Source organism: Nocardioides xinjiangensis (assembly GCF_017916455.1).
Taxonomy (GTDB): Bacteria; Actinomycetota; Actinomycetes; order Propionibacteriales; family Nocardioidaceae; genus Nocardioides; species Nocardioides xinjiangensis.
Window position 1 is genome coordinate 339,733 of record NZ_JAFMSY010000001.1, and the last position, 14,101, is coordinate 353,833.

Annotated in this window: 14 protein-coding genes and 1 riboswitch; of the genes, 9 read left to right on the top strand and 5 right to left on the bottom strand. The window is 70.4% G+C overall.

Annotated elements, in window-relative coordinates; genetic code table 11:
- Positions 1 to 23: 23 nt before the first annotated feature.
- From cpaB to J3P38_RS01680, 9 genes are all read left to right on the top strand, one after another.
- Positions 24 to 806: a Flp pilus assembly protein CpaB gene (gene cpaB, locus J3P38_RS01640; protein ID WP_210502485.1), complete on the top strand. Its 783-nt coding sequence runs from the start codon at positions 24 to 26 to the stop codon at positions 804 to 806.
- Positions 803 to 2,053: an AAA family ATPase gene (locus J3P38_RS01645; RefSeq protein ID WP_210502486.1), complete on the top strand. Its 1,251-nt coding sequence runs from the start codon at positions 803 to 805 to the stop codon at positions 2,051 to 2,053. The genes cpaB and J3P38_RS01645 overlap by 4 nt, the downstream gene beginning before the upstream one ends.
- Before the next feature lies 1 nt (position 2,054).
- On the top strand, positions 2,055 to 3,458 hold the full coding sequence (locus J3P38_RS01650; protein WP_210502487.1) for a CpaF family protein: 1,404 nt from the start codon (positions 2,055 to 2,057) through the stop codon (positions 3,456 to 3,458).
- The gene (locus J3P38_RS01655) at positions 3,455 to 5,353 is read left to right on the top strand and encodes a type II secretion system F family protein (RefSeq protein WP_210502488.1); all 1,899 of its coding nucleotides are present in this window, start codon (positions 3,455 to 3,457) and stop codon (positions 5,351 to 5,353) included. The genes J3P38_RS01650 and J3P38_RS01655 overlap by 4 nt, the downstream gene beginning before the upstream one ends.
- A 6-nt stretch (positions 5,354 to 5,359) precedes the next feature.
- A complete protein-coding gene (locus J3P38_RS01660) occupies positions 5,360 to 6,286 on the top strand; it encodes a type II secretion system F family protein (protein ID WP_210502489.1) in 927 nt (308 codons plus the stop codon).
- Complete coding sequence (locus tag J3P38_RS18235; protein ID WP_210502490.1) at positions 6,283 to 7,848, top strand: sensor histidine kinase; 1,566 nt, start codon at positions 6,283 to 6,285, stop codon at positions 7,846 to 7,848. The genes J3P38_RS01660 and J3P38_RS18235 overlap by 4 nt, the downstream gene beginning before the upstream one ends.
- Positions 7,845 to 8,492, top strand: coding sequence for a response regulator transcription factor (locus J3P38_RS01670; protein ID WP_210502491.1), 648 nt, complete (start codon positions 7,845 to 7,847; stop codon positions 8,490 to 8,492). The genes J3P38_RS18235 and J3P38_RS01670 overlap by 4 nt, the downstream gene beginning before the upstream one ends.
- Positions 8,493 to 8,993: 501 nt before the next feature.
- Positions 8,994 to 9,197 carry a Flp family type IVb pilin gene (locus tag J3P38_RS01675; protein ID WP_210502492.1) on the top strand — a complete coding sequence of 68 codons (204 nt, stop codon included), beginning with the start codon at positions 8,994 to 8,996 and terminating at the stop codon, positions 9,195 to 9,197.
- Between the two features lie 66 nt (positions 9,198 to 9,263).
- Positions 9,264 to 9,452 carry a Flp family type IVb pilin gene (locus J3P38_RS01680; protein ID WP_210502493.1) on the top strand — a complete coding sequence of 63 codons (189 nt, stop codon included), beginning with the start codon at positions 9,264 to 9,266 and terminating at the stop codon, positions 9,450 to 9,452.
- Positions 9,453 to 9,651: 199 nt separating this feature from the next.
- Here the strand turns inward: J3P38_RS01680 and J3P38_RS01685 are convergent, their stop codons facing one another.
- The 5 genes from J3P38_RS01685 to J3P38_RS01705 all read right to left on the bottom strand — a co-directional run bounded on the left by J3P38_RS01685 (position 9,652) and on the right by J3P38_RS01705 (position 13,987).
- Positions 9,652 to 10,833, bottom strand: a complete 1,182-nt coding sequence (locus J3P38_RS01685; protein WP_210502494.1) for a hypothetical protein — start codon at positions 10,831 to 10,833, stop codon at positions 9,652 to 9,654.
- Positions 10,834 to 10,894: 61 nt separating this feature from the next.
- Positions 10,895 to 11,884 (bottom strand): C40 family peptidase, encoded by a 990-nt coding sequence (locus J3P38_RS18240; RefSeq protein ID WP_210502495.1) that lies wholly within the window; start codon positions 11,882 to 11,884, stop codon positions 10,895 to 10,897.
- Between the two features lie 26 nt (positions 11,885 to 11,910).
- Positions 11,911 to 12,063, bottom strand: a riboswitch (cyclic di-AMP (ydaO/yuaA leader).
- Positions 12,064 to 12,202: 139 nt separating this feature from the next.
- Complete coding sequence (locus tag J3P38_RS01695) at positions 12,203 to 12,409, bottom strand: hypothetical protein (RefSeq protein ID WP_210502496.1); 207 nt, start codon at positions 12,407 to 12,409, stop codon at positions 12,203 to 12,205.
- Positions 12,410 to 12,459: 50 nt separating this feature from the next.
- Positions 12,460 to 13,701, bottom strand: coding sequence for an NYN domain-containing protein (locus tag J3P38_RS18245; protein WP_210502497.1), 1,242 nt, complete (start codon positions 13,699 to 13,701; stop codon positions 12,460 to 12,462).
- Between the two features lie 10 nt (positions 13,702 to 13,711).
- Positions 13,712 to 13,987, bottom strand: coding sequence for a hypothetical protein (locus J3P38_RS01705; RefSeq protein ID WP_210502498.1), 276 nt, complete (start codon positions 13,985 to 13,987; stop codon positions 13,712 to 13,714).
- Between the last annotated feature and the right edge of the window lie 114 nt (positions 13,988 to 14,101).

A 14,101-nucleotide genomic window follows, 5' to 3' on the forward strand; every position in this document is an offset into this window, starting at 1 on the left:
GACTCGAGTGAAGGAACTTCTTCATGGCTCGCCGCTCCATGCTGCTCATCGTCGCCGTCCTCATCGCGGCACTCGGCACCGCGATAATCGTCCTCTACGTCCGCGGCATCGACGACCGCGCCACCCAGGGCCAGGAGCTCGTGGAGGTGCTCACCGCGACGTCCGTGATCGAGGCGGGCGAGACCGTGTCCGCCGCCCAGGAGGCCGGCAAGTTCCAGGCGAAGGAAGTGCGGCGCGACGACATGGTCGCGGGTGCGCTCGACAGCACCGAGGCGATCGCCGACCTTGTCGCACTGGGCACGATCTACCCCGGTGAGCAGGTCATCTCCGAGCGCTTCGGCACCTTCGGATCGATCGAGAACCTCGTGATCCCTGATGACAAGATGGCTGTCTCGATCGAGCTCACAGACTTCGAGCGCGTCGCGGGATTCGTCAACCCGGGCTCCGAGGTGGCGATCTTCGGCACCGCCGCAACACCCGTCCGGAGGCTCCCGGACGGCACCGAGCAGACCCTCTCTTCCGTGACCCGCATCATCATGTCGAGGATCCCGGTCATCGGCGTCGGCACCACGTCCGTCACCTCCCGCACGGTCACTGACGAGGGGGGCGCGCAGGTCACCGAGGAGGTACCGCGCACCATCCTCACCGTGGCCGTGACCCAAGAGGAGGCCGAGAAGCTGGTGCTTGCAGACCGCACGCTCGAGCTGACGTTCGCACTGCTCGGTGGCGAGACGAAGTCCCGCGACGAGGCTGGCGTCAACCCGGTCGACATCCTGCCCGAGACGTTCAGAGGGGCCGCTGGATGACAGCCATCGTGGAGACCGACCGGTCGCGGCTGAGCGTCCTCCAGGCGATGCTCCACGGGTCCGTCCCGCTCGAGTCGATGGAAGCCCTCGGCGAGCACGTGGCCTCCACGCCGCACGAGTTCGCAATCGTCATCGGACCCTCGATCCAGGTCGACGACGCAGCGGTGTTCGCCCAGTGGGCGCGCGTGCACAAGCCCGACCTCGGAGTGATTCTCCTCCGCGAGACCGTCGATGCCCACGCACTCTCCACCGCCCTACGCAGCGGCATGCGCGAGGTCGTCGAGTCCCGTGACTTGGCCGGCCTCACGACCGCGGTCAGTCGAGCCCGAGCGGTGTCCAATGCGATCGTCCAGAACCTCGAGGACGAGACGCAGGCCGCCGCGCGGGCCGCGCTCTCGGAGGCGCAGGCTCGGGCCGACGCCGCCCGCGAGGCCGCGGAGAGTCCCACCGGTCAGATGGTGACCGTCTTCTCGACGAAGGGTGGAGTGGGCAAGAGCCTGATGGCTGCCAACCTCGCCGTCGTGCTGTCCGAGCAGGGTCGGTCCGTCTGCATCGTCGATCTCGACGTCAACAACGGCGACATCGCCATCATGCTGCAGCTCACTCCCATGCGGACGCTCAACGACCTGTCCGCCTTCCACGGTGACGTGGACGTCGAGGCCGTCGAGACGCTCGTGACGCCGTACTCCAAGACGCTGGGCGTGGTCGCCGCACCGGTTCGCCTCGACGCGACCGAGCAGGCGACCAACGAGGACATCGGGAAGCTGCTGGACCTCCTGGTGCGGGTCTACGACCACGTGGTGGTCGACACGTCGGGAACGTTCGACGACTTCGCCCTCACGGCGCTCGACCGCACCGACACGCTGGTGCTCGTGGGGACGCTCGACATACCGGCGCTGAAGGGTCTCAAGCTCGCCACGCAAACCCTGGACCTCCTGAACTTCCCACGCGAGAAGTGGAGGTTCGTGCTGAACCGGGCCGACGCCAAGGTGGGGCTCTCGACGGAGGAATACGAGCAGACCCTCGGGCTCAAGGCTGACTGCTCCCTCGTCTCCAGCCGTGAAGTGCTCGCGGCCGTCAATCGCGGCGAGCCGTTGGTCAAGGCTTACTCCGGCCACCCGAACAGCAAGGCGATCAGGGCGCTCGCTCATTCCATCGCGGGCGCGACCCGCACCGAGAAGGCGGAAGTGGACGCGGACGACAGGTCCCGTTCCTCCGCCGGCCGTTTCCGACTGAGGAAGGCCTGACATGGGGCTCACCGACAGACTGGCCGCGGCCCAGCGCGCGCGGACCGAGGCACAGGACGTACCGCAGGAGAAGGCGCCGGCCGCGACGACACCCCACGCCATTGCCAAGGCCCGCCCGCAGGCTCGCGATCCCTTCGACGACGTGAAGCGGGCCGTGCACGCCCAGCTTGTCGCGTCGCTCGGCCCCAAGCTCTACGACGTCCACATGACGCAGAGCGAGCTGGAGAGCAACGTCCGGCTGGCGCTCCAGGGTGCCGTCGCGGCAACCGACGTGGTGATGTCGGGTGCCGACCGCACCCGGGTCACCCAGGAGATCTCCGACGACATCCTGGGGTACGGACCGCTGGAGCCTCTGCTGCGCGACGGCGACCTCTCCGAGGTCATGGTCAACGCCTACGACTCCATCTACGTCGAGCGCAGCGGCAAGCTGGTCAAGACCGGCACGAGCTTCTCCGACGAGGCGCACCTGCGCCGCACGATCGACAAGATCGTCGGGAAGATCGGGCGGCGCGTCGACGAGGCCAGCCCCATGGTCGACGCCCGCCTCCCCGACGGGTCGCGTGTGAACGCCATCATCCCGCCCCTTGCCCTGGACGGCTCAAAGCTGACCATCCGCAAGTTCTCCGAGGACCCCTACACAGTCGAGGATCTCATTAACTTCGGCAGCCTCACGCGCATGTCCGCGAGCCTGCTGGAGGCGTGCGTCAAGGGCCGGCTCAACATCCTCGTCTCCGGTGGCACGGGCGCCGGAAAGACGACCACCCTCAACGTGCTGTCGTCGTTCATCCCCGACGACGAGCGCATCGTGACCATCGAGGACGCCGCCGAGCTGAGGCTAGGCCAAGATCACGTCCTGCGCTTGGAATCGAGGCCACCCAACATCGAGGGCAAGGGCGCGGTCACGATCCGGGACCTGGTCAAGAACTCGCTGCGCATGCGGCCCGACCGCATCGTCGTCGGTGAGATCCGCGACGCCGCGGCCCTCGACATGCTCCAAGCGATGAACACCGGTCACGACGGCTCGATCTCCACCCTGCACGCCAACACGCCGCGCGACGCCCTCGCCCGCCTCGAGACCATGGTGCTGATGGCCGGCATGGACCTCCCCGTGCGAGCCATCCGCGAGCAGGTCTCGAGCGCCGTCGACCTGATCATCCAGCAGACCCGCCTGAAGGACGGGTCCCGCCGCATCACCGCGATTACCGAGATCGTCGGCATGGAGGGCGACATCATCACCACCCAGGACGTCTTCGTCTTCGACTACGCCGCAGGGATGAACGACCAGGGCAAGTTCCAGGGTGAGCTCGTCTCGACCGGCTTGCGCCCGCGCTTCCTCGAGCGCCTGTCGGATCACGGGGTCCACGTCGACCCATCCGTCTTCGCCACGCGCGGCGGTTTCCGATGAGGCGCGGTCCGACGCTCGCCTCCGTCGCGCTCGCCCTTGGCGCGGTGGCCGCGGCTCCTGCAGCCTTCGCGGCCGATGGGATCAACATCGACCACGTTCAGTCCGAGGGCGGCACCGTGTCCCTGCTGCTCGCGGTGGACCGGCTGCCGGGCGGCGCCGCTCCGGACCTGGACAGCATCGCCGTCAGCGTGGACGGCAGGACGGTCGATGCCTCGGCCGAGACCGTCGAGGGTGGTCAGGTCGAGCGCACCACCGTGCTCGTGCTCGACGCCAGCAACAGCATGGAGGGCGAGAAGCTCGTCGCCGCCACCGACGCCATCGACTCGTTCCTCGCAGCGGCTCCCGGCGACGTCCGGGTTGGCCTGGTGACCTTCGCCGGGACGGTGCAGCAGACGATCGAGCCGACCACGGACCACCAGTCGATCGTCGACGCGCTGGCCGAGGTGCAGCTCGAGCCCGGGACCAAGCTCTACGACGCCGTCCGGGCCGGCGCTGACGTGGCCGGCATGGAGGGAGCTCGCTCGCTTCTCGTCCTCTCCGACGGTGCCGACACCGGCAGCGCCGTCACCATCGACGGCCTCTCGGCCGCTGCGACCGACGCAGGCGTCGTGGTCGACGTCGTCGCGCTCGGACAATCGGCCGCCCAGGAGGCGACGCTCGACGGGCTCGCCTCCGCAGCGGGTGGTCAGGTGATCCCCGCTGACCCCGCCGCCCTAGGCGCGGTCTTCTCGGCGCAGGCGCGAGCCCTTGCCTCCCAGGTCCTCGTCACGTTCGACCTCCCAACAGGGGTCTCCGGCGAGCAGACCGTCGAGGCCTCGCTCGCTTCCGGCGGCACGACGTTCTCCGACTCTGCCTTCGTCACTCTCACCGGTGAGCGCGCTGCGGCTACACCCCAGCTCGTCGTGCGCGGCGACGCCCTGATCGGGCAGACCGGTCTCCTGCTCGGCGCCCTCGCGTTCGGGCTCGGCTTGGCCGGGGTCGTCGCCTTTGCACTCGGCGGCGGCGTCAGCAGGCCGCTCAGCGAGCAGCGCCTGAACGCCTACTTCAAGCAGGGCGGCTCCTCTACCGCCGGCGGCCGGCGCAACCGCGCGAAGGCCGAGGGCAGCTTGAAGGACGCGGCCGTCGGGCTGGCGGGGCAGGTTGTCAAGGGCGACTTCGAGGACCGGCTCACGAAGCGCCTCGCCGGCGCCGGATCGTCCCTCAAGCCCGCCGAGTGGCTGCTCCTGCACGCCGCCATCGCAATCGGCGCGGCCTTCGTCGGCCTCGTCCTCAGAGGCGGGATGCTGATGGTCATCGCCTTCATCGCCGGCGTCCTGGTGCCCTGGTGGTGGCTCAAGCGCAAGCACAGCAAACGGCTGGCGGCCTTCAACGCCCAGCTCGCCGAGACGCTGACACTGATGGCAGGTGGCTTGTCCGCCGGGCTGTCGCTTCCCCAGGCCGTCGACACCGTGGTGCGTGAGGGACACCAGCCCATGGCGGGCGAACTCGGCCGCGCCCTGATCGAGCAGCGTCTCGGCATCCCGATCGAGGAGACGCTGGAGAACGTGGCCGATCGGATGGAGTCGGAGGACTTCTCCTGGGTCGTCATGGCCATCCGCATCCAGCGCGAGGTCGGCGGCAACCTGGCCGAGCTCCTCAATACCGTCTCGGAGACGCTCCGCGACCGTGAGTACCTCCGACGGCAGGTCAAGGTGCTCAGTGCCGAAGGCCGCTTCTCCGGCTACGTCCTGACGGCCCTGCCCATCGGCCTCTTCATCTACATGCTGCTCTTCAAGGGCGACTTCGTGCGGCCGCTCTACACCACCGGTATGGGCTACGTGCTCCTCGGCATCGCCGTCACCATGCTCATGGGCGGTGGCTTCGTGATGTCCCGACTGACCAAGATCAAGGTGTGACCGACGATGCTGCTACTCCTCGGAGCCGGGCTCCTCTTCTCCTCCATCGTGATGGCACTGTGCATCGTTGGGGTGCTGACGAGTGAGCGGCGAGCCGTCGCCCGATCCGTCGCGGCGGTGCAGGCGATGAACGCGGCCCCCGCCGTCATCGCCGACGAGCTCGAGCGCCCGTTCATGGAGCGGGTCATCGCCCCGCTCGGTGGTCGGCTCGTCGGCGTGGGCCGCAAGATCACCCGTGCGGACACGGCGCAGAAGATCGCGCACCGCCTGGACATCGCCGGCAATCCGCCCGCATGGGACGTGAACCGCATCATCGGCCTCAAGGTCCTCGGCCTCGGCGTGCTGGGCGTCCTAGGTTTCCTGTTCGCCCTGTCCCGCGGCGAAGCGTTCGATCGCGTGGTGATCTACACAGCGGGTTTCGCCGCCTTCGGCTACGTCCTTCCCAACCTGCTCCTCAAGAACGCGGGCGACAAGCGAGAGACGCTCATGCGCAACGCGCTCCCGGACGCCATCGACCTGCTCACCATCTCCGTGGAGGCCGGGCTGGGCTTCGACGCCGCCGTGGCGCGCGTTGCGAAGAACACCTCTGGCCCTCTTGCCCAGGAGTTCTCGCGCCTGCTCCAGGAGATGCAGCTGGGCATTGGGCGCGCCGAGGCAATGCGCGCCATGGGCGAGCGCACCAGCCTGCCTGACCTCAAGTCGTTCTGCCTCGCAATGGTCCAAGCCGACAGCCTCGGCATCCCCATCGCCCGCGTGCTGCGCATCCAGAGTCACGAGATGCGCACCAAGCGGCGCCAGCGCGCGGAGGAGGCGGCGCAGAAGGTTCCGGTCAAGATTCTGTTCCCGGTGATCTTCTTCATTCTCCCGACCATCTTCATCGTCGTCATCGGACCGGTGTTCCTGTCAATGGGCGACCTGTTCGGCAGCCAGTGATCCTCGACCTGGTCGCGTCGTCCGAGCCGACCCACACGGCCCGGCGTACGTGGCGGATCACGACGGCCGTCCGAGTCTTCGCGATCTCGCTGTGCGCCGGGCGGGCATTGTCGTCGCAGGGAACGGGGGACATCGCCGTCCCCATCGTCGCGCTCGCGCTGGTCGCCACGCTCGCCAGCCTTGTCGAAGGGATGGGCACCGACCGCCTGCAGCGCTGGGTCCCCGTCGGCGAGGCCTTGTTGGTGGCCGCTGTCGTGGCGCCGAACCTTTCGCAGGCGGAGTCGGTCCTGCTCTACCTCGCGGTCCCTCCCCTGGTGGGCGGGGTCAGACACGGCTGGTTGTCAGCCAGCAACGCGTTCCTCGTCTCGGCGGTCGCACTGGCGCTGGGAGGCGGCCTGTCCGTCAAGCCGTTCGATGTCGCGCCTCTCCAGTCGGCAGCGTTCTGGCTCGTGACGGGACTAGGCATCGGCGTGCTGGCAGGCGTGCAGACGCGCAGCATCCGCGACCTCGAACAGCGGCAGGCACCCTACGTGGCCACCCACCAGCTCATGAGCCAGCTCCACGACTTGGCCAGTCGAGGTGAGGTCGGCCTCGACAGCATCAAGCTGTCCACGGAGCTCGTCGGTCGGCTGCGTGACGGAACGGGCGCCGCTGGGGTCGCCGTCTATGGGCACGCCTGGGGCCAACCACTGGTCCAGCTCGCCGGACACGGCGATACCGGCTCGCTGATCAGCCACGCCATCGGCAGCAGCCACACGCGCCGGAGCGACGTGCTTGTCGTCGGTCTCCGCGGCGCGGGTCACCAGCTGGGCAGCGTCGTCATCAGGAAGCCGGACGGCTGGACGGAGGAGTCCCGCGCCTCCGCGCAGGCCGTGGCCGACGAGTTCGCGCTCCGGCTGGACACCGCCATGCTGTTCGACGAGGTGCGTCGGCTCGCGACGGCCGAGGAGCGCAAGCGGATCGCCCGGGAGATGCACGACGGCGTCGCGCAGGAACTCGTTGCCCTGGGCTACCTCGTCGACGAGATCGCCTTTCTTACCGACGAGACAAGGACCGTCGAGCTGGCCGACACCCTTCGGGCAGAGATCAGCCGCATCGTGGCGGAGATCCGCTTCTCGATCCTCGACCTGCGGCACCACGTCACGGACCACAGGCTCTCCGGGGCGCTCGCGGACTACGTGCACCAGGTCACGCAGGACATGGACGTCCGGGTGAATCTCATGCTGGACGAGTCCGGCCCGGCGCTTCCCCCACGTACGGAGGCGGAACTGCTACGCGTAGCCCAGGAGGCGATCGGCAACGTCCGCAAGCACGCGCGCGCCGACAACCTCTGGGTGACACTGGTGTCTGACGGCACCACCTTGCTGCTCGAGGTCGCAGACGACGGCGTGGGCGACGCCCGACCGAAGTCGCGCCACTGGGGTCTGCAGAGCATGCAGGAGCGCGCCGCCGTCATCGAGGCGTCGCTCGAGGTCACCTCACGAGAGGGCGGTGGAACCATCGTCCGCCTTCACTCACCACCGCTTCCCCCTCCGGCCATCGCGACGAAGGAGTACGCATGACCACCCGTGTCCTGCTCATCGACGACCACGAGCTCATCCGTCAGGGCCTCGCGCGCGCCTTCGAACGTGACGAGGAGATGACCGTCGTGGGCCAGGCAGGCTCGACCGCCGAGGGGGTCAAGGCGTACGCCGAACTCGCGCCGGACGTCGTCGTCACCGACCTGCAGCTCCCTGACGGCCATGGCCTCGAGATCGTGCGAACGGTTCGTCGCGACACCGACGACGTCGGCCTCGTGGTGCTGACGATGCACGCGGGGGACGACCAGATCTTCGCCGCGATGGAAGCCGGCGCGTCCGCGTTCGTCGGCAAGGACAGCAAGGCCACGGACGTGGTGAGCGCCGCGCGCCATGCGGCTGTCGCGCCGCGGACGTTCCTGTGCGCCGGCCTGAGTGCGGCTATGATCCGCCGCGCGACGACCCCGGCACCACCAAAGCTCTCGGCACGGGAGAAGGAGGTCCTCGCCCTCCTCGCCGACGGCATGGGCACGGGTGAGATCGCCAGCAGCCTCTACATGAGCGAGTCCACGGCTAAGACCCACATCACGCACATCTACCAGAAGCTCGGCGCAGCGAACCGTGCGCAGGCGCTGGTGACCGCCATGCGGCTCGGATTGCTGGACCACGCCGCCTCGCAACGCTTCTAGTCCTCGCGGGCCGGGTCGCTCCGAGCCGGTGGGGCGTGCCGACAGCGGCGCCGGACCGGCCCGGGCCGGGCTTGGCCGTTGAAGCGTCGTGTAAGGCATGCTCGCGGACGGTTTGGCGGCTGCCCCTGAAGCGCAGGGATCCGCGACCGCCCGGCCATCCGCTTGGCGCGCTGGCACCTCCGCCGACGCACCGGCGTCCGCGCCGGCGTCATCAGGAGTGAGGCGAGGATTCGTGCATCCTCGCCCCTTGGAGGTCCCCGCCGCGCCAGCTCCGTCAAACGCGGCGGCACACGATCCGCGACCCCTGCCCGACCAGCGCACCTGCCCCCCCGGACGACCATTCGCGGGCGCAACAGGGTGGGCTCGAGATAGTCACAAGAGGCTAAGCATCGCGGGCCGATCACCCGATCCGGCAACCCGTGCGTACTTGGCAGAGTTGTCCTCGACGGGTCCTCGTGGGCTCGGAACCGAGAACTCATCACACTTTCAAGGGGAATCATTATGCTCGAGAAGTTCATCACCCTCATGCTCGTCGGCCGTGACGAGGAGAAGGGCGCCACCGCCACCGAGTACGGCCTGCTGGTCGGCCTCATCGCGCTCATCATCGTCGTCGGTGTCGGCTTCTTCGGCGACGCGCTCAACGACTTCTTCAACAGCCTCGGCGGCACCGTCGCGACCTGGGACGACGCGCCCGCGGCCGAGTGATCTAGCGCCAGGACCAAGAGGCTGGTCATTCCCGACCGGGAATGACCAGCCTCTTCGCTTGCAACGATGGAGGAAGACACGGTGATCCCAAGCACTAAGAGCGCCGCCCGCGACGAGCGTGGCGCCACCGCGACCGAGTACGGCCTTCTGGTCGGATTCGCTGCCATCGCGATCGTTGCGGGAGTCGGCTTCTTCGGGGAGTCACTCAACACGTACTTCGACGGTCTGGCCACGTGGTTGACGACCGTGATGTGACAGCAAGCCGCTGGGTGCAATCCGTGGGTCGCTGATTGACTGATTCACGACCCCAATCGCTCCCCCGGAACCTCGACAACACTGACGACGGACGACGTGCAATTCATCCGCGCGATGGTTCTGGAAGCATCACCATCAGTTGAGGATGAAGGCGCGCCGGTCGTCCTGGATGCACTTCTGGTCGGCTCTGCGTACTCAATCAGCTGACGTAGCGTCGCAAACGGGCCTGCCAGGCACGGATGAGCGTGTCCGGCGCCAATCCAGCACGCTGCAAGGACCAAGCGCTCGACACGCCACGTCTCGCCGCGCGATACACCTCCAGGAGCTTCCGCTCCCCCAGCCGCTCCGCGATCACACGACACGCGAGCCAGGCCTCCTCGTAGCGCGCCTGCAGGTCCGCGGCGCGGGTGTTGAGGTCGGCAGCCGTCGGCAGCGCCTTCGGGACGCCGTCGCGGCGCGCCGCCTCGATGGCCCGACCCAGTGCCGTGCGGTCCGGCAGGCGCGTGTCGCGCAGCGCCACGTAGTCGGCGAACCCTTCGCGCAGCCACGGCTCCACCGGGCTGCGGACGGCGTCCGTGGCGACGTGGACGAGCTCGTGGGTCATCACCACCTGCGCACCCGCTCGCCGAAGCCCGGCGGTGACCTCCGGGTTCACGAAGACGTGGGTAGGCGCGTCGTCCTCGGCGGTGCTGCCGGCGCTCGCCGTCACCGCCGCGATGCCGGAGTACGTACCCGGCGGGACGCCGAGGCTCGCGTCGAGGTCCGCTGCCGTGGCCGGAACCTCGACGACGACCGGACCGCGGAAGCGCGCGAGCACGCGCCGTACGACGTCGACGCCGCGGACAGCGCGGTCGACGAAGGCCTCCGCCACGTCCCGGTCCCCGTCGACCATGACCAGCACGCCCGGCGCGCGTGACACCGCCAGCCGGCCGCGCAGCCACAGCGGGACCCTGGTGGCCGGCGCCGCCGCGGTGCCGAAGCCGACGATCCCCAGTCCGTCCGCGTCGGGGGCGAACGTCACCGCGACGTCGGTGCGGGCGGCCTGGACCTCGAGCCCGCCGAGGCGCCAGGTGACCTCCGCGACCCCCGACCAGGAGCCGTCGTCCCCCACAACCCCCACCTGGTCGACGTAGCGGGCCGTCACGGCCCGCAGGTCGAGGGACGCGGCGTTCGCGGCGATCCCCGCCAGGAGGTCCTCCGACGCCGGCCGTCCAGCGGGCGCCAGCGACGCCAGGGCGGCCGCGTCGCGCGCCCGGACCCCCGCGACGAAGGCCGACAGGGCTGCTGTCGCCTCGGCCGGGCTGGCCCGCGCCACGTCCACCGGGCGCGGCGCCACCTCGTGACGGCCGTCGCGGGTCAGCACCGCCACGACCGCGACCACCAGGCACAGCGAAAGGCCGGCGGCCCACCGGAGTGGACGGCCGGCCTTCGAGGCCGGCTGGTCAGCCAGGGCGGACCGCGCCGACGAAGGGCATCGAGTAGAGGCCGGACACGGCGACACCGGTGCCGGGGTTGGCAGCGTGCACGATCATCCCGTTGCCGATGTACATGCCGACGTGGCTGATCGGGCTGTAGTAGAAGACCAGGTCGCCCGGCTGCAGGTCGCTGGCCGCGACGCGCGGGCCGCTGCTGAACTGCGCGCTGGAGGAGTGCGGCAGCGAGACGCCGGCCTGCGCCCAGGCACGCATCGTCAGGCCGCTGCAGTCGAAGGCGTTCTCGCCCATGGCGCCGTAGACGTAGGCGTCGCCCACCTGCGCCATCGCGTACTGCACGGCGGCCGCCGCGCGTCCCGATGCCGGCACGGAGCTGGGCATGCGCGGCGTGCTGCTGCGCGAGGCGAGCAGGCGCTCCCGCTCCTCGGCCTCGAGGTCCGCGAGGACGTCCTTCGCCTGCGCGAGCTTCTCGTCGACCGTCGACTTCTCGGCGCTGAGCTGCTCGGTGAGCTCAGCGATCTCGTCGGTGCGCTCGTCGGTGGCCTCGCGCCGGATCTCGAGGGCCTCGAGCTCGGTGTCGTAGTCGGCGAGGAGCGAGGACTGGAGGTCGTTGAACGACGACATCGTGGACAGCGAGTCCAGGAAGGAGCCCGGGTCCTCCGACACGACGATATGGCCGACGGTCGAGATTCCCTCTCCCTCGAGCTGGCGGACGACGGCGTCGGAGACCTGTGCCCGCACGGCGTCGAGACGCTCGTCCTGGCGCTCCTGGTCGGCCTGGAGCCCGGCGAGGTCGCGGCGCAGCTCGGCGAGGTCGAGGCGCGCGTCGTGGAGGCGCTCCTGAGCGGCCTCCGCCTCGTGGTAGAGGCGGTCGACGCGGGCCTTGACGTCCTCGATGTCGGGGTCGGCCTGGGCCGGGGTGGCAGGGACGAATGCGATGGCAGCGATCGCGGAGAGACCAAGAGCGGTCGCGCCGACTCGCCTGCGGGCGTGAGCCACGAGCGGGGGAACTCCTCGGGGTGTCGTACGCCTACCGGGTGAGCTGACGGGTTCGGCACGACGTGTCCTACCCCTGCTCCACGCACCGCTCGCGCAGTGCGCCTCACAGAGGATTCACCCCAGGGGGAAGTGTGGTTCCCCGGCTCGCGACCGCACCTGGTGCGGTCCACGACTCGGCGCGACGCCCGCGCGGGCCTGGTGACCCACTTCCACGGACGTCGGGCCCTACCCTAGACGCCTCGCGGAGGCGTCGCCAACATTCGGGACAATCTCCCCGGCTGCCTCCCCGGTTGCCTCCCGGCTGCCTCCGCATGTCGCTCAGGCGGACTCGATGACCGGTGCGGCCACCGGCTCCACGAGCCGCAGCGGGGGCACCAGGCCGCCCGTGGCCAGCACGTCGAGCGCGGCCATCTCGTCGTCGTCGATGGTCAGCTCGGGCGGCGGGCCGAGGAGCACCGTGACCACGCAGTCGTGGCAGTGCAGGCCGCGCACCACGCAGGTGTCGCAGTCGATCCGTGTCGTCATGCCCCGAACGGTGGCAGGAGGCACCGACAGCGGGCCCTGCGGTGCGTCGTTCAGGCGGTGATGACGCCCAGCAGCGCCGAGGCGGGCACGACGCGTGCGCCCTCGCGTCCCACGTCGCGTGCGACGGCCTGGTCGCCCGTCACGACCACGACGACCCGGCCGCGCGGCTCGGCGGCGACGAGCTGGCGGATCACGTCGTCGGCGATGACGCCCTCCGGGCTGAAGACGACGCGGACCCCGCGCGGGGCGGGCATGGCCGTCCGTGTCGTGGATCCGGCCGCGTCGAAGACGACCGTGGTCTCCGCCCCGGACCTGGCCACGAGGGGTCCGAGCGCGGAGACCAGCCGGCTGCGCTGGGCCTCGAGGCTGGCGGTGGGCCACGCCTCCTTCGTGACGTTGTAGCCGTCGATGACCAGGCGGGCGCGCGGCATGGCGAGGGTCTGCTCCAGCAGGGCGGGCGTCGCGGGCGCGCTCGAGGTCGGGGCGGCGTCGATGCCGGCGAGCTCGGCCTCGACGGCGTCCGCGGGCGCACCGCTCACGGCGGGGAGGGCGAGCTCACGGCGCAGGCCCGTCGCGGCGTCGACGACCGCGTCGAGCAGCAGCCGGGCCCGGATGCTGGCTGCCTCGCGCTCGGAGCGTGCGTCGCGACGGGTGGCGGCGAGACCGGACTCCGCCTCCTCGAGCTGCGCACGCAGCCGGCGTACGTCGGCCTCCGCGGTTCGGGTAGCGGTCTCGGCAGTGGCCAGCGCCGCGTCACGCGCGGCGCGGGCGGTGTCGCGCTCCTCCTCGGCGGCACGGAGCACGCCCCGCGCCTCCCCCAGTCGCTGCCGCAGCACCTTGTGCTCCGCCCGCACACGGTCGAGCTCCTCGCGGTGCTCCGCGCGCAGCGTCGCCAGCTCCGCCTGGAGCGAGGCGACCTGGGCGGCCAGCCTGGCCAGCTCGGCCTGGGCGCGGTCGTCGCGGACCTCGTCGTCGCCGAGCGAGTCCACGGCCTCCGAGACGACGGATTCCCAGCCCTCCTCCCTGGTCAGCCAGGCGCGGGCCGCGGCATCGAGGCTGTCGCCGGCGGCCGGCGGCACGGCGGCGACCTGCACGCCGGCGTGCTCGCGGAACACGTCGTCCTCCAGGGCGGCCCAGATCGCCGACGCGCCGAGCCGCGCGCGTCGCGCCGGCGCGAAGCCGGCGACCTTGCGCAGCGACGGCGGGACGGGCGTGACCGAGGGCAGCACGGCCGAGACCAGCGCGACCACCCGGAGGCGGAGCCGCTCCGGCAGGGGCGCGGGCTCGCTCACCGACGTGCCGTCATCCGGCGGCCGGGTCGCCGGCGGTGTCGGCCGAGGCCCGGTCGACGACCTCGATGGCGTCCGCGCGACCGCACCAGCGACACGAGACCGACTCCACGTCCTCGGAGCGCAGGGTCTCCTCCTCCACCTGGTGCTCCCCGGCGAGGTCGAAGTGCCAGTACTCGGTGGTGCGCCGGGTGCGCGTCACGTCGAAGCGGGTGAGGTTGCCGCAGCCGGCGCACCGCCACCGCTCGCCGGCGCCGGGAACGCGGGGGTCTGCGGTCTGGTCGGGCACGGGCGCTCCTGGGGGCTCGGGGGTCAGGGGTTGCGGGGGGGCTGGCGGGTCGGTGGCGCCCGCAGCGGGCAGGCGGTCAGCGTAGTCCGCGTGCCACCGCGCCGATGTCGGATC